Raw genomic sequence first — 20390 nt, forward strand, 5'->3', positions numbered from 1 at the left:
ATGAAAAAACCGCGATTCAGTGCTTCACTTTTCAGGAGCGACCGGGGATTCACTCTGATCGAAGTCATGATCAGCATGGGGATTCTGTCCATCGGTTTGCTGGCTGTCGCCCTGATGCAAACTTCCGTCGTGCGCAACAACAAAACCGGCAACACATACACCCAGGCCACGGCCCTGGCCCAGGCGCAGATGGAAATCCTGAAAAACAGTGCCATCGACGATGACGACGGGTTGCTGAACCCTGCCGCCCTTGACGACACCGACCCCGACTCGGAAGTTACCACCAATGATCCCAACAACCCACTGGATGAAAATGGGAATCCCGGAGGGATCTACAACCGATCCTGGACGGTCGGCAACTACCTGGAAGACACCGATGACGACGACGTTGGCGACACGGCCAGCCCGTTCGCCAGGACGGTAACGGTGACCGTCTCCTTTCCCTTTGTGGGCGGCGGAACTAGACAGGTGGCACTCACCTCGGTCACCACGGGAGGTGGAATATGATCACAAACAAAAGAAGACCGATTGCTTTTCACGACAACAGCGGATTTACCATGGTCGAACTGCTCGTCGCCATGGCTGCCAGTCTGATCCTGATGGCGGCGGTCGTCGGAATGTACACCGTCCTTACGCGCTCCTACACCACGGAAACTGCACGGGCCAGTGTCCAGCAGGACCTGCGCGCCGGGCTGGCGCTGATGTGTCAAGACATCCAGCACGCCGGCCTGGACCCCCTTGGAACGGCCGGCGGTGGGTTTACCGTATCGAGCGCCACCGATATCGAATTCATCGCCGACATGGACTACGACGGGGCGGTAACGGCCGGCAACAACGAACGTGTGAGGTATCATCTCAACGGAAGCCAACTCATTCAAAGTCTGGACAACCCCGCTGACCCGAATGACCTCGACGATTCCAATAATGCTGTCCTGCTGGACAATGTCAGCGACCTGAGTTTTGTTTACCTGGACCAAGACGGCAATGTCACAGCCACGGCGGACGAAATCCGCAGCATCCAAATCGAAATGACGGTCCAGGCGCCCGCGGGACGGGCGGGGACCGTTGCCCGCACCCTGACCGAACGGGTACGGTTGAGAAATACGTAATCGCACACTCAATTACGGGAGCAAACCATGTTCGATTCCCTGGTAAAAAAAACAATCGGCAATGAAAGCGGAATGGTTTCCATTCTCAGTCTCATGACACTGGTCATCTTGACGGTGGCCGGTGTCGTGGCCATTACCATCTCCAACAATGAAACCGGTATCGTGAGAAACGAGCAGATCGCGGCCATAGACTTCTATGAGGCCGAGAGCGGGCTCAACGATGCCCGCGTCAATTACAACAACTGGCTGGACAACGACTTTCTGACCGAGGCGCAGACGGCGGCCAACAGCACCTTCGACACCATTGCAGAAGACGAACACGGCAACCCGCTGGCGACCGTTCGAGCCCGCTGCATCGAAAACAACAATAGCGGGGATGTGACCCCCATCTTCAACAATGTCGCCGACGAGATGCCGGCCATGGCCCACATTGGCAACCCGCCGGAAGGATCGGGGTACAGCCTCAAATATTTCGAAAGCCGACGCTACAGCCTCACCGCCACATCCGGTAGCGGTAACACCATCGTGCAGGCCGGGGTGTGGAAAGTCTTCAACAAGTATTAACCATCAGCCACTTGAATCGGGAAGGATCGTAAGCCCCCTTTCAGGAAGGATCGAACCATGAAAAAATCAATTTTCATACTCACTTTGACCATTCTCGGGATGGCCCTGGCACTGCCCCTCCAGGCGGACGACACCAACATATATGGCGGCGGAAGTGTTTCGGTGGAACCCAACGTGCTGATCATTTTCGACACCTCCGGCAGTATGGATACGGAAGATGTGCCGTCAGATTATTATGATCCCGACACGACCTATACGGGGCCCTATGACACGAATAAAGTATGGCGATACAGTAGTTACTCGGGTTGGAGCGTCTTCGCCAACGATGTGGCAGACTTGAACTGCACGGCCGTGAAAGATGATCTTATAGCAAACGGAACCACTGAAGGCTCCATCTTGTTTAGCGGTGATGGTTACGCCTGCGGTGGATACACAAAAAGGTTGTATCTGGGCAACTACTTCAACTACGAAGGGCAATCCGGCTCGGACCGTTCGAGAACCGAGGTGGCCAAGGAGGTCATCACCAACCTGATCCAGAACACCGACGGTGTGCGTTTCGGCCTGATGCGTTTCAACTACGACCAGGGAGGACGTATAGTCAAGCCGATTCAATCCGTCACCGGCGACGACGCCTACCGGCAGGAGTTGATCGACGCGGTCAACGCCCTACCGGCAAGCGGCATGACCCCCCTGTCCGAAACCCTGGCCGAAGCCGGGCTGTACTTTGCCGGCAAGAGTAGCTGGTTCAACAATTACAACAGTTATTCCGACGACGTCCTGACCAGTTCCAACACCTATTCCAGCCCCATGCAGTACCGCTGCCAGAAAAACTACATCATTCTGATGACCGACGGCGACCCGACCAGTGATAACGACTGGAAGCTGTCCTCGGGCACCTATATCAACGGCGATAGCATCGGAGACTACGACAATGACGGCAACTCCGGGGACAGCACCAGCGACTCCAGTTCGGACTTCCTGGACGACGTGGCCAAATACCTGTACGATAGAGACTGTAACCCCACCATGGGCACCGGGGACATCTCCTTCGAAAAGCAGAACGTCATTACCTACACCATCGGCTTCCAGTCGGACCAGCAGCTTCTTCAGGACGCGGCCACCAACGGCGGCGGAGAGTACTATGTGGCCAACAGCATCTCCGGCCTGTCCGAAGCCTTCGAATCCATCATCAGCAAGATCCAGGAAGTCAATGCGGTTTTCGTCTCCCCGGTGGTGCCGGTCAGCCGCATGAACCGCACCTACGCCGGCAATTCCCTGTATGTCGGCTTTTTCAAGCCCCAGAACAGCGGTCGCTGGGCGGGTAACGTAAAAAAATACGGCCTTTCCGATTACGGCGACATTCTTGCCGTCGGCGGGTCGGAGGCCACCAACGCAGACGGCAGCATCAAGGACAACGCCCGGTCCTACTGGTCCAGCTTGGCCGACGGACCGAATGTCACCGCGGGCGGTGTAGGCGAAGTACTTCTCGACAACAACAGCCGCAACCTCTACACCTATCTGGGCACTGAATCGGACCTGACCGACACGGCCAACGCCTTTTCCACGGCCAACACGGGTTTGACCGCAGCAGCACTTGGCGTGACGACGACCACCGAACGGACCACCGTCATCAACGATATTGACGGCGACAGTCTGGACTGGAAGATGGGCGATGTGCTGCACTCCCAGCCTGCGGTGGTGCACTACGACACTGATGCCGACGGCGATTACGATGATTCCTATATTTTCGTAGGCACTAACGGCGGTACGATGCACGCCTTTTATGACAACGACGGCAGCGAGACCTGGGGGTTTATTCCCCCGGATCAGCTCAGCCGCCTGCAGCTTTTGTCCGACAGCACGACGGACCACGACTACTACGTGGACGGCCCCCCGTCAGTTTACGAAAGCGCCACCAGCAAAACCCTGTTTTTCGGAGAGCGCCGGGGGGGCTACAACTACTACGCCCTTGACATCACCGATCCTGCGGCTCCTGCTTACAAATACAGCATTGGTCAAGGGCTCTTGGCTGCCATTGACACCGACGGAGACGGCACGGTGGATGGTGCCGCGGCCAACCTGGGACAATCGTGGGCCACACCGACCGATCACACCATCAGAACGGGAACCGGTACCAGTGACTACGAGGATGTGCTGCTGCTGCCCGGCGGCTACGACACCAACCAGGATCTGGACACCCCGGCGGCCGCCGACACCGTGGGCCGAGCCGTGTTCGCCGTCGATGCTACCGACGGGTCGGTCAGCGCCCTGAATTTCAATGCAGCCAACTTCACCGGAATGAATAACTGCTTCACCGATGCCATGGGGTTCGACTCCAACGGCGACTCGTACACCAACCGGGTGTATGCCGGCGATCTGGCCGGCAACATGTGGGCCTTCGAGGATGACGACACAGCTCCGGCCGATACGATTGTCGGCGGTGACGGAACCTGGAGCGGCCGCAAACTTTTCTCCGCCGGCGCGGTGGACAGCGTCCAGCGCAAAATTTTCTACTCTCCCGACGTCGTGGCCGAATACGGTGAGGACATGATCTTTTTCGGCACCGGCGACCGAGCCGACCCCGAAGAAACCGGGGTGGTCAACCGAATATACGCCATCCGCAACGACTGGGAGGAATCGTCCACCTTTACCACTCTTACGGAGAGCGACCTGGTGGACGTGACGGACAACTTAATCCAGAACGGTACGGAATCCGAACAGGAGGCCGTTAAAACTGCTTTGGACAGCAGCCGCGGTTGGTATTTCAGACTGGAAAATTCAGGCGAGAAAATCATCTCATCGGTGGTTGTCTACGCTGGGGTTCTTTACTTTACAACCTATACACCGGAAGATTCTTCCAGCACCACTCCATCGACGGACCCCTGCACCAGCATCACCGGCCGCGGGGTGGCCAGGTTCTATGCCGTTAATTACCTGACCGGCGCGGCAGTCAAAGACTATAGTTCGGCTACGGAAACAGATTCGGAAGGCAACGTGATCGATGGCCTTGGCAAGAGTGATCGCAGCAAAGTCATTGGTACCTCCATCGCCTCTTCGCCGGTTATTGCCGTGCTGCCCAAAGGGGCGGTCATTTTAATCGGTGTCGAAGGCGGTATCGAAAAAGAAGATCCGGTGGAGCAAATCAGCATGCACAAATTCTACTGGCGTCGGGCGTCAAACTAAAAAGGGGGGTAATATGCGTAAAACCAGAACCATTTATTTTTTCTCGATCACCATTACGGCCATTCTGATCGGTACGGGATTTCTTAGCGTTCCTTGCACCCATGCCAGGGAAAAAGCATCATCCTCTTTTTCCGGAATCGTTATTTATTCTGGAGACGTAAAACCGTTTGAGATCGTCGCCACTGTCATGGAGATTCACCCTTACGAAATCCCGCCCAGGATTAATGTTGCCGAAATCGACATTTTGCTTACGGCATATAAATACGAAAATCAGGTGAAAGAACCACGGCTGACGAATCAAAATGGAAGCATCGTCGAAATCCAGGATTTTGAAAAAGGGCAGCGGGTGAAAGTCCGTGGATTGGAACGAGAGGATGGAACCGTTATCGCCGAACAGATCCAGATTCTTCCGAAATGGAAAAAGAAAAAAAAATAGAAATCTACCAAAAACCAACCAATAAATAAAGTAAGATCCCCAACGCTCTCACCGGCAAAAAAATGTGGCCGGTGGGAGCGTTTTTTTGTTTGGCTAAAAAATGTTCAGACCGAGTGCATCGGCGATGAAACTCTTGAAACGCCTTCTGTCGGTGCAGAACTCGATGTCCACATCCACAGCAACCAATTGGCGGGTCCACCCCCTGAATGTGGCGACTTTCACAAAATCCTTGAAAGTCGTAACGACCATTTCGGCACCCAATTTCTCTGCGGATTCGGCAATGGCCGCAAGCTCTTCGATGCGATACCGGTGGTGGTCCGGAAAAAAGTACTTTTTCAAAACGACACAGCCCACCTCTTCCAACGAGTCGAAAAACGTTCGATTGTCGGCAACACCGCCGAAAGCCACCACTCTCCTAAACGCAAGCAGAGAAAGATCCGTCGATTCGGTCAGCGTCGGACCGGCCTTCGACACCACGGTTCGAATCACCGGTGCATGTTTTGTACAAAAGATCGGGCGCGGTCCGGGGAAGGTTCTCGGGCGCAGAGGCGTGCAGGAAGGCTGACCGCAGCGCGTGTACACCACCGCATGGGCCCTTTCCAGGGCCGACTCGGGTTCCCGCAACGGGCCCCGAGGCAGCAGATACCCGTTTCCGAAGGCCGACCGGCTATCCAAGAGCACCAGATTCAGGTCTCTTTGCAGTCCCATGTGCTGGAAAGCATCGTCGAGGACAATCACATCGGGATTGAATCGATTGATGGCCAACCGGCCCGTTTCGTAGCGCCGCCGGCCCACCAGTACCGGTATCCCTTTCAACACCCTGGCCATCAGGGTGGGTTCGTCACCGGCATCCTCCGGTTCCAGGAAAATCGTTTCGCCATCGCTGACGATGCCCCCCGTGGTCTCGAGCCGCCCCCGATAGCCTCGGCTGATCACGACCACGCGATAGCCCATATCCCGGATAAGCTGGGCGACCAGGATGGTCATGGGTGTTTTGCCCGTACCGCCGGCAGTGACGTTGCCGATGGAGATAACCGGACAGGGCAGGCTCCGGGATGGCAGGACGCCTGCCGCATACATCCGAGCGCGCAGCCGCATCATGCCACCGTAGACGAAGGAGAGAATCAGCAAAACGGTTTCAAAAGAGAAAACCGGTGTCGATTCCGTTTTTCGGATGGCAGACGCGATCCGACCTTGAAGGAGCTCAAATATGGTTTTCAATCCGGCCATGATCGTTTTCCATCTTATTCGCCAGTATCGTCATGATCCGATCCACAGCGCCACGGTGATTGGAAAAAATCCCGTACGCCCGTTGGCCGAGTTTTGTACGCAGTTCCTCATTGTCAATCAATCTGCAGACCTCTTCGGCAAGCTGTTCGGAATTGAAAACCCGTATGGCGCCGCCTTCTTTTTCAAGGGTCCGGCAAATCCAGGAGAAATCCTCGGTGTGAGGTCCGTATAGAATCGCTTTGGCTGCCGAAGCCGGCTCCAAAGGGTTGTGGCCGCCGGCTTTCACCAGACTGCCCCCCACAAAAGCGACGTCTGCCAAAGCATACAGTTTGCGCAGCATACCGATACGGTCAATCACGACAACCGAAATCGATGTAGATCTCTGCTCGATTTCTCCATAAACGGCTGCGTCGATACCATCACGCTGGAAAATCCCGCATGCCTGTGCGGCCCGTTGCGGATCCCTGGGGGCAATGACCAGGAATATATTCATGCCGCTGGCGCAAACTTTCCGGTAGGCCTGACACAATAGCGCCTCTTCCCCCTCGTGGGTGCTGCCGGCCACCAATATGTGCCTACCCGTAGTTTTCAGAGAATCCGACAATTGCTGCCGTTCCTCGTCGGATAGGGCCGATTCCGCCTGGTCGAATTTCATGTTGCCAACCATGGCCAATTTGCTGTCAGGAACGCCAAGCTGCCGGAACCGTTGCCGATCGACATCGCTTTGCACCCCGATGGTGCCGAAAACAGAGAGCAGCGGTTTCATCATAAAACCAAGGCGGCGATAGCCGTTGAACGAGCGGGCCGAAAGCCGGGCGTTGACCAGTTGGACAGGAATGCGTCGCTTTTTCAGCTCATAGAGAAAGTTGGGCCAAATGTCTGTCTCCACGATGACCACAAGCCGCGGTTGAATGACTGCCATAGCGCGTTTAACTGAAAACAGGATATCGTAGGGAAAATATCGCAGCGCAGAGACATGGGCTGAAATCACACGCTCGGCCGTTTGAAAACCGGTACGGGTGGAAGTCGTAAAAACAAGTTTGTCCGCACTGTATCGCTGGGCCAAGGCCTTTACCAGCGGCTCGGCCGAAAGAACCTCACCGACAGACAGGGCATGCACCCAGATTGCACGACCGTCGGCCATTTCCGAATCCCGACCTCCTGACCGGGCAACCGATTCCATGAAGAGGCGTTGGAAAAAGGGCCGGCCTTGCCTTTTCCGGCGCACCAGAAAAGAAGTCCATACCGGCCACAGCAGGCAAAGCGTCGCGATCATGAGAAAATTGTATGCGAACAATAACTTGGCCATCATGAAAGCATCTTTATTTTGAAAGATTCCCGATCACGGATCACCTCGCGTTGAGCAGTAAAAATCCGGCTGCACACGAAAAAACCAGGTTGGCGACCCAGGCGGCCATTACCGGTGGCATCATCTCGGCATACCCCAAAGAGAGGCAAAAGCTGTTGAAAATCCAGTAGAGAAATGCGATCCCCAGACCGTAGGTAATGCTGACCGGCATCCCTTCCCGCAATTTTCCCCTCAGGGCAATTGCGGTACCGAGGACACTGAGAAAAATACAGACAAAGGGCGCCGCGATCTTCCCGTGATAATCGACCCGGTAGCGGGTTGCTCCGTATCCTTCCCTTTCGACCTTTTGGATATAGCGGGCCAGTTCTGCCAGGCCCATTTCATCGGATCGTTTGGCCGCCCGGGAGAGATCTTCCGGATTCAGGTCGATCCTGGCGACCATTTGTTCATGGGCCTTGACGTCAATGACCTCGGCATCGTTTCCGAATGTTTGCTGGAGGATGTTGTCAAGGTGCCACTTTCCGTTTTCATAGACTCCCGATTTGGCGTCCACCCGCTCAATGAGCCTGAACGCCTCGTCGAAGATGTGGATGGTGACCCCGGAAATCCTTTTGTCGTCAGGTGAGTACTTTTTGATATGAATGATCTGGTTGGGGGCCCGCATCCAGATATCTTTGGTCCGGGTTGCATATATATTCTTTTTACGCACTTCCTGGAGCCAGATCCGGTTGGCATTGTCCATAAACCTCGGCACGACAAATTCGCCTACCGCGAACAGCAACCCGCAAAAAACAAATCCCATCACCAAGATTGGGTGAAGGAGCCGCGATTTGCCGATACCGCAGCTTTTCAGGGCGATCACCTCGTTGTTTTTGCTCATCAGTCCCAAAGCAACCAGAATTGACAACAAAAAACCAACCGGGGCAATCTGCACGAAGATGTAGGGCAGTTTATACAACAAAAAAATTACGCACCGGCTGGCTGGAACCCCCTGCTCCATGAAATTGTCGATCTTTTCGATGAAATCCACCGCAACATAGATGCTTAACACCGCCACCAGCACGATAAAAAAGCAGTTCAGGACTTCCCGCGTCACGTAACGGTACAAAATGCTCATCTTTTACTCATCAACGCTGAGATGGAGAACCAGAGCGATTCCAACCAACGAATTGTCACCGGTTTTTCTTTGGCCGACCGGACCAGCAGGAAGATCCCGGCGCCTCCTAAAAGGGCGTTGGGCATCCACATACCGATCACCGGCGGATAGCTTCCATTTTCTCCAAAGGCCGAACCGATGGACAGCAGCATATAATACAGAAGAAAAAAGAACAGCCCCAGTCCGACCCCGAAAGCCTTTTTCGAGTGCTTCGCCTGGATTCCCAGGGGCATGGCCAATAGTCCCATAGCAATACAGGCGAACGGGATGGAAAACTTCTTATGCAGTTTCAACAAAGCTCCGTAATAGTTTTCTTTACTCTTACCTTTAACCTTACGGATATATCGGGCAAGTTCTTTGGGCGTCATCTCCTTGGGACTCTTTTTCGCAACGCTGGCGCTGGCCGCGGCAGCCTTAAGGTCCAGCCGGATATCATAGGTATCGAAACGGACGATATGGGAAGCGCTGTCGGCGATATCCATCTGGTTGATTGTTCCGTCGAAAAGGCGCATATGGTAGAGCATTGTTTTCGGATCGCCGACAATCTTCCCCCGACGCGCAATAACCGTATTGCTGACGCCTTTTTTTCGCCGGTCCTCAATAAACACATTGAGCAGTTCTCCACTGCGGGGGTCGATCTTGTTCACATAGAGCATGATGTTGTCGAAACTGTCGTTGAAGGTACGCTCTTTCAGGCTGACGTTCAGGTTGGTCGACGCCACGTCCAACAGCAGGGTTTTGAATCGAAAGGTCCCGTGGGGCACCCCGTAGACGGTCATAAACCCAGCGGCCAGCGTTCCCATCGCGCTGAAGATCAGAACCGGCGGCACCAGCCGGTAAATGCTCACGCCGCTGGCCTTCAGGGCGATAATTTCGTTGTCGCCGGACATCCGCAACAGGGACATCAGAACCGCCATCATCACGGACATGGGAATGATGTACTGGAGGAAATAGGGCATCGTGTAGATCAGCAGCAGGCAGACGGCCCCCAACCCTACATTATGATTGACGATCATGTCGGTAATATCGAGAATCTGTTTCATCAGGAAGATAAAAGAGAAAAATGCCAGATTGATGAAAAAAGGGGGCATCATCTCCAGAAACAGATGTCGAAAAAGAATGGAAAATGGATTGATCAATGGAAGTTTCCGGCTCAGCGTTTTCCGAAAAGAGATCCCAAGACGCCGCGGATAATCTGGCGGCCGATGCTGCTTCCGATGGATCTGGCGGCGCTTTTTATCATGGCCTCACCGACACTTTGACGTTGACGCCCGCCAACGTTCTTTTTTCGGGCCTCCTGCCGCTTCATTTTCTCCCGTTCCGCTTCCCGCAAGTGCCGGCTTTCCGAAATTTTTGCGGTCTCAGCTCTTTGTTGGAGCATTTCATAGGCTGATTGCCGGTCCACCGCGTCGTCGTATCTCCCCCTGATGGGCGACCGCTGGATCACCGCGGTTCTCTCTTTCTCGACAAGCGGGCCGATCCTTCCCTCCGGCGGCGCGATAAGCGTTTTTCTCACCGGCTGCGGCCTGCCGTCTTCACCCATCACCGACACCAGGGCTTCGCCGATGGCCAGCGCAGTAACCGTATCGGTCGTTTTGAAGCGTGGGTTGGGGACAAACGATTCGGCAACGGCGCGAATGCTCTTTTGATCTTTGGGGGTAAACGCCCGCAGGGCATGCTGGACCTTCAACCCCAGTTGCCCCAGTACCGTTTCTGGAATGTCCATTGGATTCTGGGTGATGAAATAGACGCCGACGCCTTTAGACCGAATCAGCCGAACCACCTGCTCGATCTTGTCCAGCAGCGGTTTCGGCGCCCGGTTAAAAAGAAGATGGGCCTCGTCAAAAAACAGGACCAGCTTGGGAACGGACAGATCACCGGCCTCAGGCAATCGTTCAAACAGGTCGGCCAGCAGCCACAACAAAAAGGCAGCGTACAGGCGCGGCGCCTCGTGAATCAGCGGGCTGGCGTCCAAGAGGCTGACCACCCCGCGGCCGGAAAAGTCGATGTGCATCAGATCGGCCAGTTGCAGGGCCGGCTCTCCAAAAAAACGCTCGGCCCCCTGCTCTTCCAGCACCAGCAGACGGCGCTGGATGGCACCGAGGCTGGCGCTGGTGATGTTGCCGTATTCGGCCCTCAAATCCTTGCTGTTCTCCCCCATCCAGGCCAGCAGCGCCCGCAGGTCTTTCAGGTCCAGCAACAACAACCCCTGGTCGTCGGCCAGATCGAATCCGGCATACAAGACGCCGGTCTGGGTGTCGTTGAGTTCCAGCAGGTTGGCTAACAGCAGCGGCCCCATCTCCGAGATGGTGGTACGAACCGGGTGGCCCGCGATCCCCTCGACATCCCACAGCAAGGTGGGGCAGGGCTGCCGCCGGTAATCGGGCAGAGGGATTGCCGCCAACCGCTCGTCGATTTTAGGGTGCGCTTGGCCCGCCATGGCGATGCCGGCAAGATCGCCCTTTACGTCTACGGCAAACACTGGCGTACCCATGCGGGAAAAACCCTCGGCAAGAGTTTGAAGCGTAACCGTCTTTCCGGTGCCGGTGGCGCCGGCCACCAATCCATGGCGGTTGCACATGCGCCCGGGTTGCTGCACCAGCAGGCCGTCTTCTGCGCCGATGATCAAATTTGTCATAACAGGGTTGTCTCCGCAGATATTGACGCTTCGGGAACAAGGGGGCCCTGCGGCCCAACAGAAGTCGGTGCCCATACTAAGGCATCCACCGGAAAAATGAAATGGAAAACTGGCTGAAATCAGTCCTGCAGAAATCCGGCAACGGCTACGGCCACCCGTTCCCCGTCCACCGCGCAGGAGACAATTCCCCCAGCGTACCCGGCCCCTTCGCCGCAAGGAAACAACCCGGTGACCGAACCGTGCTGTAAGGTCTGCGGGTCCCTGGGAATCCGCACCGGAGACGAAGTTCGCGATTCCACCCCCACCACCACCGCGTCGTTGGTGAAAAAGCCTTTCATACTGCTTCCAAAAGCCTTGAATCCGGCCTGAAGGCGCAGGCGAATGGGTTCGGGCAGCCATTGGTGGAGCGGAGACGCCACAACGCCCGGTGGGTGGGAGCAGGCCGGCAGGCTGGACGAAGCGCGGTTGACGACGAAATCCACCAGTCTCTGGGCCGGTGCGACCATCTGTCCACCGGTATGCTCAAACGCGATGCGTTCCAGCGTCCGCTGATAATCCAAGCCGCCAAGAGAAACGGTGTTCCGCATATCGGGAATGTCCTCCAATCGGGTTTCCACCACGATCCCGGCATTGGCGTAGCCTGAATTGCGCTTGGCAAAGGACATGCCGTTGACCACCACGCTTTGCTGCTGTGTGGCTGCCGGAACGACGATTCCGCCCGGACACATGCAGAAGCTGTACACGCCGCGCCCATCGATCTGCCGGACCAGGGAATAGGATGCCGGGGGAAGAAATGGACCTCTTTCCCGACCGTGGTACTGAATCCGGTCGATGAGCTTTTGCGGGTGCTCCACCCGCACCCCCATGGCAAAGGGTTTGGCTTCGATGGCAATGCCCTGATCTGCAAGCATGCGGTAGACATCCCCTGCGCTGTGCCCGGTGGCCAGAATGACCGCGGCACCGTCCACCTGCCGGCCGTCATCCAGGACCACACCCACTGCCCGGCAGTCGACGATCTTCAAGCGAGTTACCTTTCTGCTGAAATGGATTTCGCCCCCGTGTGACACGATGGTGGCGTGCATGGCCGATACGATCTGCGGGAGGCGATTGGAACCGATGTGGGGATGGGCATCGAGAAGAATCTGCTTGTCAGCGCCGTGCTGATGAAAGCGATGCAAAACGCGGCCATGATCACCTCTTTTCTTGGAACGGGTGTAGAGTTTCCCGTCGGAAAAGGTTCCGGCACCGCCCTCGCCAAAGGCATAGTTGGATTCACAGTTCAGTATGCCCCTCCGATTGAGCGCGGCCACGTCTTTTCGCCGGGGTTTTACCTCTTTCCCTCGCTCGATGACCACGGGCTTGAGGCCCAATTCGAGCAGGCGCAGGGCAGCGAAAATGCCGGCCGGCCCGGCGCCCACGACGATCACCGGTGTGGCATTGCCGATGTCCCGATAGCCAAAAACCGGCCGATCCGAAGCCACCGTTTCGCCGTCGGCGTAAACCTGAATCCCCAGCCGCACCCGTATTCGGGCCATACGAGCATCAATGGATCGCCGGACAACCCGGTAGCGGCCAGCATCGATGCGACGGCCTAGCTTGGCAGCAACGGCCCGGTCAACTTCCCTCGGGTCAGCCGCCCGTTCCGGCGATAAATCGAAAAATACCGTCTCAGGCATCCGTGGCCATGCCTTTCCGTTGGCGGCGATTGTGATCGTAGCGCATCTGAAGCATTTCAACCAAAAGGGCGAATCCCATGGGCAGGTAGATATAGGCCTTGGGCACATGCTTGTGCATGCCCTCCATGAAAATGGTCACGCCGATGGTGATGAGGAAAGAGAGGGCCAGGATCTTGAGGGCGGGATGGCGTAGAATGAAATCGCCGATGGGCCGGGCGTAAAAAAGGATGCCGATAAAAGAAAGCACCACCGCCGTAACGATGATCCACAAATGCCGGGTGAGCCCAACCGCCGTGATCACTGAATCGACGGAGAAAACGATGTCCAACAGCACAATCTGGGTAATGATGGCGGTAAACGACCCCGTCCTCCCTGCTGCAGCCCCGTGGTCTTCATCCTTGATTTCCACGGTGTGATGGATCTCCGTTGCGGCCTTGTAAAGCAAAAACAGTCCGCCGGCCAGGAGAATCAGGTCCCTGACCGAAAAATCGGCGATGACGGGTCGGGTTAGGCTGGCCAGGGCCACAACCACGGCCAGCATGACGATGCGGGCCACCATGGCCAGGCTCAGTCCGACGATGCGGGCTTTTTGCCGCTGGTCTTCCGGAAGCCGCCCCACAAAAATGGCAATCACCAGTACATTGTCGACTCCAAGAACCAGTTCCAGCCCGATGAGCAGGACCAGCAGCCCCAATGCGTCTCCCATGGATCACCTCTCCTTTTTCTTATGGGTCTTGAAAAATCGGGCAATTTTCTGTACACCTAGATTAAACACGAATAACGTCAGGTTTTAAAAGGAAGCAGCCGTTCTCATCGAGGGCAGATACCATTGAAGGCGTGCCCTGCATTCCCGCATGTGGCCGTGCCAAGGGCAGTCGGGAATACTGTTCAAATACTTTCTTTAAAGGAGCGATTGTACCCGAGATCGCCATATCGTACCTGTTCCGACTGTGCAATCGAAATTCGACCAGGTTGAACCATGGCCAAAACCGTTTCAATCAACGAAATCCGTGAACGGAAAAAGTCCTCCGAGTCTCAGCCATCGCCCGGCCAAAGCCCTTCCAGGTGCTCATCCCCGGACGCCTATGTGATCCTGCTGGATGAGTCCGATGAAACTGCTTCACGCTCTCAAGGAGGCACCCGGTCCAACACCAATAAGGGCCGCACCAATAGGAAACGGCCCGGAAACAGTCCGACACATTCTCGTTTAAATAAAAAGTTGTGATTGTGGAAATGCGGGGAACCTTCCACCGGCAAGCGGGGTAGTTGCTATATCCGTGCCCCTCGGCGTCAGGCGCATATGCAGGACTCAGGGAGCATCGGCAGCCATGGCCGCATACAAAGGCATCAATGCATCGAAAAATGCCGCCACGTCAGCAGCAATGGCCTGCTTTTTTTCCAGCGCTGCCGTTTTTTCCATCTCTTTTTCAATTCGCAGGTCCAAAGACCCGGACTTTCCGGCCTCTGATAAAAACGCGCTCAGGGAAGCTACGGAGTTATCCGGACCGGCATGGAACCATTGTTCTTCCCTGTTTTCCAATCTGCCGCCGAACCCCTGCCCGCCAAGATCGACAAGATAGATGCCATGGGAAGTGCACTGTTTTTTGAGCCAGGCGTCGTTTTCGTCCCTGCCCAACCAGGTTAGCAGGGTCTGCCAGTCGCTTTTTCCGCTCGCATCCGGATCGGCTGTAGGGATGTGCACCCCGTAGCAGAGACGGTTTTGGTCCACCCGGGCAAAAAATTTGGCCTGAAAGGGAAGATCTTTTTGCTTTTGCCTTTTTACGTCCAACCAGTTGACTTCGGGCTTGCGCAAAACGGCCCAGGAGTTGAATTTAAACTGCTTGGTTTTGAACCGTTGGGCAACAGCACCGCCCAATTGTCCGCGTCCACGCCAGGATGTTTTGGATACCGTATTCCCGAAATCGCTCTCTTCGAGACCGGAAAACTGTTTTCCCGCTTTTGAGGAAGCCGCCTTCGCCTTCTTGGCCTTCTGCTTCGCCTTGGCTTCCTCCATCTCCTTTTCATGCTCCATCCGTTCGATGATCCGCTGCTGAAGTTCGATGGGGGTGGTAATCTCTTCCCCGTTCTCCCAGCGGATATCCATGGAGTCTCTATGAATGGCAATAACCTCGAAGACGCCTTTCATGTTTTCGTATTTACCGCCAACTTCAAACTGTATCTCTTGCATCCTGCAGTTCTCCTTGTAATGTAGTTCCCGATTCCGCCCCATCCGATCCAACGGTGGACTTACTGAAGCGTGGGCGCATCGACAACCGACATTTCATTGTCGTCGAAAAACAGCTCGATACAGTGATCGGTGTCCTCGTCGATAAGCGCAATCACCGATTCGGCAATTTTCTCGGCGTAACTGGCAATGGGGTACAGGTTCGGGGTTCTCAGGGTTTCCACCAACTCGCCGGGACCACCGGCTGCGGAACGGACGACGGCTGCATAGTCATAGTCCTGTTCGCATATTAAACTGAAGTGATCCTCGCGAAGCATGGTCGAATCCACATTTTTGGTATCCTTTTCGACAACCGCGAACTCCTTGATGTTCAATATCTTTTCTTCCTGCATCGGGCAAATGCGATACTTTTGTCTCATGTTCTTTCTCCAAGCCGTTCTTTTTTATGCAATGCCGCCAGTTTCCGATGTCATCCCCGGATAAAAGCGGTTTCCAATTGCAGGCGGCTCGTATGCTGCCATTTTCATGGCAGCCCAGGGGATGCCGTCCTTGCTCGCGGGAGGGAAAAATTCACTACCGGTGGGCAGGGTTGGAAATGGTACGACGATTTAATTTATCGATTAAGTTTATAGGGAAGCTATGCATTTGTCAAACAACCGTCGCCTATCTGGTTGAGAAGGCGACAACAGCGGGAAAGGTGAAAGGATTGTGACCGGTCATCAGTCCCTGCAGGCAAACGGGTAAAAATGGTTACCGCGATATCCTCTGGAATCACTATACACACGTCCAAAAGGATGATTTTCAACACAAAAAGCGTCAAAGAGCCGTATTTGTAATACAACGTTCAAAAACAGAACCCCGGCTCCCGGGAGGCAAACCGGGGTCACAATCGCTTTGTGGCGTAACACCGCCCTGCGCACTGGTGCCCGGAAACAAAGCAGATGCGGTGCCCTGTGAACGCTTACCGTGAATCTTACTGGCAGGGGCCGGTACGCTTGCCGCTCATCTCCGTTACGATGACCATCCCCATCATTTCGGAAGTCGACTCGCCCGTGAAGCTGTCTCCGTGGTAGGTGATTTTCCCTTTGCTCTTCATTTCGCCGCCCTCGGTCTTACAGACCATTGTCCAGGAAACCGTATTTCCACTGGTCTGGACATCCGAAACCGTGCAATTGCCCTGCTGACTGGGATCGTTGTTTTGGGGGACCATGTCTTTTTTGGTGATGCACTGGGAAAAGGTCTGCGGCGGAATCTCCATACCCTGCATTTTTACCTTCGTGGTGATCTCCCACATGCCCTCTTCCATATCCACAGCGGAGCCTGCATAAATCGTGGTTGTAAAGAGAACTGAAACCACAACGAAAAACCACATCAGCATCCTTTTGGCCATGTTCGCCTCCTCCTTTTTCTGAATACCGGAAAGATAAAAATCAACCGTTCGCTGTCAGCATAATCCTCATTTTTTTGAACAACAACAAAAAAAGTGCAATCGGTGTGACCGTATCTGTCACAACCAGGTGTTATTCGGGAGATACGATGTCAACCCTTCAAAGGAGAAAAATCATGAGAAAACACGAACTGACCACCGATTACCACGATTTTTTCGAGTACTTCGGCAACACCGAAATCGAACGGATCAGGCAGCGGGCCGGTCGCGTCCTGCGCCGGGACTGGATCATTTTCGACACCGTGGAGGAAGCCATGGATTTTTTCAACAGCAAATGTGGGGAGTTCACCGGCTGCTACGCGTAAACGGGCACAGGAAACACAACCCCGCCCGAAAACTTACAGCCGCCAGTAGGAAATACCCTGCCTGGCTGCCGCATCGGGGTCGAAAACACTCTTGACATCCACGATTACCGGCCGACCGCCGTTGCACAGCGCGGCGAGCTCGGTCATGCCCATGGCGATGTAAGGCCGGTGGGCGACAGCTAGCACCAGAGCATCCACACCGTCCAATCGGTCCAACGGTATCAGATCCACACCGTAGTAGGCCTTGGCCTCCTTTGCGTCAGCCAGCGGATCATGAATCAGAACTTCAATGCCGTAGTCTTCCAGTTCGGCAACGATGTCTACAACGCGGGTGTTGCGCAAATCCGGTACGTCCTCCTTGAAGGTGATTCCCAGGACGCCGACCCGGGTGTGGTTGATCTGCTTGCCCTCCTGGATCATCAGCTTGACGGTCCGCTCGGCCACGTACTTGCCCATGCCGTCGTTGATGCGCCGGCCGGCCAGGATCATCTCCGGATGATATCCGACAGATTCGGCCTTGAAGGTCAGATAATACGGATCAACGCCGATGCAGTGGCCGCCCACAAGACCCGGTCGGAAGGGCAAAAAATTCCATTTGGTGCCCGCGGCCTCAAGCACGGCTTTGGTGTCGATATCCATGATGTCAAAAATCATGGACAATTCGTTCATCAGGGCAATGTTGAGATCGCGCTGGGTGTTTTCGATCACCTTGGCGGCCTCGGCCACCTTGAGCGTCGGCGCCACATGGATGCCGGCCTTGACCACACGGCCGTAAACTTTTTCTAAAAGCGCTGCCGTGGGCGCATCGGAGCCGGAAATGATTTTCATAATTTTGTCAAGGGTATGGACCTTGTCTCCCGGGTTGATCCGTTCCGGCGAATAGCCCACGGTGAAGTCCTGACCAAATACCAGCCCCGATTCCTTTTCGAGAATGGGAACACACACCTCCTCGGTGGCACCGGGATACACTGTGGACTCATAAACCACACAACTGCCCGGAGTAAGATGCCGTCCTGTGGTTTCCGATGCGCCGCGCAGGGGCGACAAATCGGGAATGCGATATTCGTCTATGGGTGTGGGAACGGCGACGATAATCAACCGGCAGGCGCCCAGCGCTCTGGGATCGTCAGTGTAGCTTACCGTTGCGGCGGCCATCTCGTCATCGGTAACTTCCAGGGTCCGGTCTTTCCCGGCCTTGAGTTCGGCAATGCGGGCGGATTGGTAGTCATAGCCCACCACCTCGAAATGACGTGAGAGGTGAACGGCCAGGGGCAGCCCCACATACCCCAGTCCCACCACGGCAATTTTTTCTTTTTTTGACGATAGCGCTTCGAAGGGAACCATCACCCGTGCCTCCACAATTCAATTACTATTTTCAATAAAAATTTGCATTTTAATATCTGCGGCCACCCGGTTTCAAAAAAATAACCGCTTGTGCAACATACACGAAAATCGCCTGGGAAAAAAGAATGATATGCATCATCCTGATTCGGCCGCAAGGACTACTGGTCTCCGATAAAAAAGGGTCTGAAATCCGATTCCGGCCGCTTCAGGGCGGCATCGATCTCCTCTATCAAACGGCCGCGACATTCGGGCAACCGGCCTTCCAGGTTGAGGTAATTGGTGTAATGGTCGCTGGTCAGTTGCGACGGCGCATCCAGCAGGCGGATCAGGTTCGCAGTCTCCTTTAAAACTCCGTGGGGCCCCAGCATCTCGAAGGCACCGCTTTGAACCATCTTGAGCATGGGCGTATTGATTTTGGGCACAAAGGTGCGCAGGCGTATAAAATCCGGCGCGACGCGGTTGAGCACCTGTGCCGTGCGGCTGGCGTGGGCCACGGTTCTGGCCGTCCCCCCGATGCCCAGAATGACATAGAGGCTCAACTGGATACCGGCTGCCATGGTCCACAGGCCGGCTTCCACCTGCTGTTCGGCGGTCGTGCCTTTTTTGATCATGCGCAGGATAACATCGTCGCCGGACTCCAGGCCCACATGGATGCGGCTTAAACCGGCATCGGCAAGCTGTTTCAGATCCCCGGGTCCCTTTTTGTGGATATATTGGCTCGAGCCGTATACGGTGACCCGCTCCAGATGCGGGAAAATGCGGTGGGCGTGTGCGCAGATGCTGCACAGATCTTCGGTAGGCATGGCGATGGTGTTTCCCGCGGGAAAAAACACCCGTCGTACTCCGTCGCCGTGGGTCTGACGGGCCTCTTCCAGATCGGCGACGATATCGGCCATCGGCCGCACCCGGTAGCGGGGCCCCTTTTTGTACACCATGCAGAAGGTACAGCGGTTGTGGGGGCAGCCGATGGTGGCCTGCACGAGCAGCGAATGGGCTTCGCTGGGCGGTCGGTAGATGGGACCTTCGTAGTGCATGATGCAAACCTGACTGATGTCGGGTATTAGGGAGTGCCCATCCAGAAATAGGCACTAACGATGATCGTTCAGTTGCAGCGTATTCAGAAGCTGTCGGACCTCCCCCTTGGTCAGGTGCCGCCATTCGCCTTTGCCCAGCCCCTCCAGTTTCAAATCCGCAACCCGGATGCGGTGCAGGCGAACCACTCGATTGCCCACTTTTTCAACCATCCGCCGGATCTGGCGGTTGCGGCCCTCCTTTAAAACGATAGTAAACCGTTTGGCGGAAATACGGCTCACCCGAGCCGGACGGGTCATGACCCCGGAAAGGCGCACGCCCTTTCGCATGGCGGTCAGACCGGCCTCGTCGATCGGCTGCTGCACGGTTACGTCGTACTCTTTATCATGGTCGAAGGAAGGGTGGGAAAGGCGGTGATGGATGCGGCCGTCGTTGGTCATCAGCAGCAGCCCGGTGGAGTCCTTGTCCAGCCGGCCTACCGGAAACAGGCGCTGGGGCAGGTCCACCAAGTCCGTGACCACCGGCTCCCCCCGGTGACGGCAGCTGGTCACCACCCGCTGCGGCTTGTTGAGCATCACGTAAACCAGACGCTCTGATCGAACCACCAACTGCCCGTTGAGGTGAACCGTATCGGAGTCCGGATCCACCTTGGTGCCCAAGATGGTCACCACCTCGCCGTTGACGGTTACATGTCCGCTACGGATATGGTCCTCCCCTTTTCTCCGGGAACAAACCCCGGCTTCGGAAAGAAATTTCTGAAGGCGAATCAGTGGCAT

The 20390-nt window shown here is 55.5% G+C and carries 19 protein-coding genes; 6 read left to right on the forward strand and 13 right to left on the reverse strand.

The genetic code is table 11. The features are described 5' to 3' along the window. The 5 genes from GN111_RS07350 to GN111_RS07370 are packed head-to-tail and all read left to right on the forward strand — an operon-like array spanning position 1 to position 5292. A complete protein-coding gene (locus GN111_RS07350) occupies positions 1 to 507 on the forward strand; it encodes a type IV pilus modification PilV family protein (RefSeq protein ID WP_155303135.1) in 507 nt (168 codons plus the stop codon). Further along, a complete protein-coding gene (locus GN111_RS07355) occupies positions 504 to 1109 on the forward strand; it encodes a PilW family protein (protein WP_155303136.1) in 606 nt (201 codons plus the stop codon). Before GN111_RS07350 ends, GN111_RS07355 begins: the two co-directional genes overlap by 4 nt. Positions 1110 to 1136: 27 nt before the next feature. Continuing rightward, on the forward strand, positions 1137 to 1673 hold the full coding sequence (locus GN111_RS07360; protein WP_155303137.1) for a pilus assembly PilX family protein: 537 nt from the start codon (positions 1137 to 1139) through the stop codon (positions 1671 to 1673). Between the two features lie 57 nt (positions 1674 to 1730). Beyond that, positions 1731 to 4856 (forward strand): pilus assembly protein, encoded by a 3126-nt coding sequence (locus GN111_RS07365; protein ID WP_155303138.1) that lies wholly within the window; start codon positions 1731 to 1733, stop codon positions 4854 to 4856. A gap of 13 nt (positions 4857 to 4869) precedes the next feature. Continuing rightward, entirely contained in the window at positions 4870 to 5292 is a 423-nt protein-coding gene (locus tag GN111_RS07370; protein WP_155303139.1) for a hypothetical protein, read from the forward strand. Between the two features lie 93 nt (positions 5293 to 5385). On the opposite strand, the gene lpxK is transcribed toward GN111_RS07370, so the two are convergent. From lpxK to GN111_RS07420, 10 genes are all read right to left on the reverse strand, one after another. Continuing rightward, positions 5386 to 6522 (reverse strand): tetraacyldisaccharide 4'-kinase, encoded by a 1137-nt coding sequence (gene lpxK / locus GN111_RS07375; protein ID WP_155303140.1) that lies wholly within the window; start codon positions 6520 to 6522, stop codon positions 5386 to 5388. Beyond that, positions 6497 to 7834, reverse strand: a complete 1338-nt coding sequence (locus GN111_RS07380) for a 3-deoxy-D-manno-octulosonic acid transferase (protein WP_155303141.1) — start codon at positions 7832 to 7834, stop codon at positions 6497 to 6499. The genes lpxK and GN111_RS07380 overlap by 26 nt, the downstream gene beginning before the upstream one ends. A gap of 37 nt (positions 7835 to 7871) precedes the next feature. Then, positions 7872 to 8948: an LPS export ABC transporter permease LptG gene (gene lptG, locus GN111_RS07385; protein WP_155303142.1), complete on the reverse strand. Its 1077-nt coding sequence runs from the start codon at positions 8946 to 8948 to the stop codon at positions 7872 to 7874. Next, on the reverse strand, positions 8945 to 10126 hold the full coding sequence (gene lptF, locus GN111_RS07390; protein WP_231715693.1) for an LPS export ABC transporter permease LptF: 1182 nt from the start codon (positions 10124 to 10126) through the stop codon (positions 8945 to 8947). The genes lptG and lptF overlap by 4 nt, the downstream gene beginning before the upstream one ends. Before the next feature lie 14 nt (positions 10127 to 10140). Next, positions 10141 to 11625: a helicase HerA-like domain-containing protein gene (locus tag GN111_RS07395; protein ID WP_155303143.1), complete on the reverse strand. Its 1485-nt coding sequence runs from the start codon at positions 11623 to 11625 to the stop codon at positions 10141 to 10143. A gap of 119 nt (positions 11626 to 11744) precedes the next feature. After that, positions 11745 to 13301 carry an NAD(P)/FAD-dependent oxidoreductase gene (locus tag GN111_RS07400; RefSeq protein WP_155303144.1) on the reverse strand — a complete coding sequence of 519 codons (1557 nt, stop codon included), beginning with the start codon at positions 13299 to 13301 and terminating at the stop codon, positions 11745 to 11747. After that, the gene (locus GN111_RS07405; protein WP_155303145.1) at positions 13294 to 14007 is read right to left on the reverse strand and encodes a TerC family protein; all 714 of its coding nucleotides are present in this window, start codon (positions 14005 to 14007) and stop codon (positions 13294 to 13296) included. The genes GN111_RS07400 and GN111_RS07405 overlap by 8 nt, the downstream gene beginning before the upstream one ends. A 603-nt stretch (positions 14008 to 14610) precedes the next feature. Beyond that, positions 14611 to 15489, reverse strand: a complete 879-nt coding sequence (locus tag GN111_RS07410; RefSeq protein ID WP_155303146.1) for a hypothetical protein — start codon at positions 15487 to 15489, stop codon at positions 14611 to 14613. Positions 15490 to 15548: 59 nt separating this feature from the next. After that, positions 15549 to 15905, reverse strand: coding sequence for a hypothetical protein (locus tag GN111_RS07415; protein WP_155303147.1), 357 nt, complete (start codon positions 15903 to 15905; stop codon positions 15549 to 15551). 554 nt (positions 15906 to 16459) lie between these two features. Beyond that, positions 16460 to 16876: a DUF3617 domain-containing protein gene (locus GN111_RS07420; protein WP_155303148.1), complete on the reverse strand. Its 417-nt coding sequence runs from the start codon at positions 16874 to 16876 to the stop codon at positions 16460 to 16462. A gap of 173 nt (positions 16877 to 17049) precedes the next feature. Here GN111_RS07420 and GN111_RS07425 point away from each other — a divergent pair, with 173 nt between their 5' ends. Continuing rightward, positions 17050 to 17238 carry a hypothetical protein gene (locus GN111_RS07425; RefSeq protein WP_155303149.1) on the forward strand — a complete coding sequence of 63 codons (189 nt, stop codon included), beginning with the start codon at positions 17050 to 17052 and terminating at the stop codon, positions 17236 to 17238. 33 nt (positions 17239 to 17271) lie between these two features. Here the strand turns inward: GN111_RS07425 and GN111_RS07430 are convergent, their stop codons facing one another. The 3 genes from GN111_RS07430 to GN111_RS07440 all read right to left on the reverse strand — a co-directional run bounded on the left by GN111_RS07430 (position 17272) and on the right by GN111_RS07440 (position 20390). After that, positions 17272 to 18582: a nucleotide sugar dehydrogenase gene (locus GN111_RS07430; protein WP_155307939.1), complete on the reverse strand. Its 1311-nt coding sequence runs from the start codon at positions 18580 to 18582 to the stop codon at positions 17272 to 17274. Positions 18583 to 18740: 158 nt separating this feature from the next. Next, entirely contained in the window at positions 18741 to 19616 is an 876-nt protein-coding gene (locus GN111_RS07435; RefSeq protein WP_155303150.1) for a radical SAM protein, read from the reverse strand. A gap of 54 nt (positions 19617 to 19670) precedes the next feature. Next, positions 19671 to 20390: a pseudouridine synthase gene (locus tag GN111_RS07440; RefSeq protein ID WP_155303151.1), complete on the reverse strand. Its 720-nt coding sequence runs from the start codon at positions 20388 to 20390 to the stop codon at positions 19671 to 19673.

Source organism: Desulfosarcina widdelii (assembly GCF_009688965.1).
Taxonomy (GTDB): domain Bacteria; phylum Desulfobacterota; class Desulfobacteria; order Desulfobacterales; family Desulfosarcinaceae; genus Desulfosarcina; species Desulfosarcina widdelii.

Coding starts and splice junctions, on each gene's coding strand:
- lptG (WP_155303142.1), bottom strand. CDS start 8,948: ATGAGCATTTTGTACCGTTACGTGACGCGGGAAGTCCTGAACTGCTTT.
- GN111_RS07415 (WP_155303147.1), bottom strand. CDS start 15,905: ATGAGACAAAAGTATCGCATTTGCCCGATGCAGGAAGAAAAGATATTG.
- GN111_RS07440 (WP_155303151.1), bottom strand. CDS start 20,390: ATGCCACTGATTCGCCTTCAGAAATTTCTTTCCGAAGCCGGGGTTTGT.
- GN111_RS07380 (WP_155303141.1), bottom strand. CDS start 7,834: ATGATGGCCAAGTTATTGTTCGCATACAATTTTCTCATGATCGCGACG.
- GN111_RS07400 (WP_155303144.1), bottom strand. CDS start 13,301: ATGCCTGAGACGGTATTTTTCGATTTATCGCCGGAACGGGCGGCTGAC.
- GN111_RS07405 (WP_155303145.1), bottom strand. CDS start 14,007: ATGGGAGACGCATTGGGGCTGCTGGTCCTGCTCATCGGGCTGGAACTG.
- GN111_RS07435 (WP_155303150.1), bottom strand. CDS start 19,616: ATGCACTACGAAGGTCCCATCTACCGACCGCCCAGCGAAGCCCATTCG.
- GN111_RS07420 (WP_155303148.1), bottom strand. CDS start 16,876: ATGGCCAAAAGGATGCTGATGTGGTTTTTCGTTGTGGTTTCAGTTCTC.
- lpxK (WP_155303140.1), bottom strand. CDS start 6,522: ATGGCCGGATTGAAAACCATATTTGAGCTCCTTCAAGGTCGGATCGCG.
- GN111_RS07350 (WP_155303135.1), top strand. CDS start 1: ATGAAAAAACCGCGATTCAGTGCTTCACTTTTCAGGAGCGACCGGGGA.
- GN111_RS07395 (WP_155303143.1), bottom strand. CDS start 11,625: ATGACAAATTTGATCATCGGCGCAGAAGACGGCCTGCTGGTGCAGCAA.
- GN111_RS07370 (WP_155303139.1), top strand. CDS start 4,870: ATGCGTAAAACCAGAACCATTTATTTTTTCTCGATCACCATTACGGCC.
- GN111_RS07430 (WP_155307939.1), bottom strand. CDS start 18,582: ATGGTTCCCTTCGAAGCGCTATCGTCAAAAAAAGAAAAAATTGCCGTG.
- GN111_RS07425 (WP_155303149.1), top strand. CDS start 17,050: ATGAGAAAACACGAACTGACCACCGATTACCACGATTTTTTCGAGTAC.
- GN111_RS07365 (WP_155303138.1), top strand. CDS start 1,731: ATGAAAAAATCAATTTTCATACTCACTTTGACCATTCTCGGGATGGCC.
- GN111_RS07360 (WP_155303137.1), top strand. CDS start 1,137: ATGTTCGATTCCCTGGTAAAAAAAACAATCGGCAATGAAAGCGGAATG.
- GN111_RS07355 (WP_155303136.1), top strand. CDS start 504: ATGATCACAAACAAAAGAAGACCGATTGCTTTTCACGACAACAGCGGA.
- GN111_RS07410 (WP_155303146.1), bottom strand. CDS start 15,489: ATGCAAGAGATACAGTTTGAAGTTGGCGGTAAATACGAAAACATGAAA.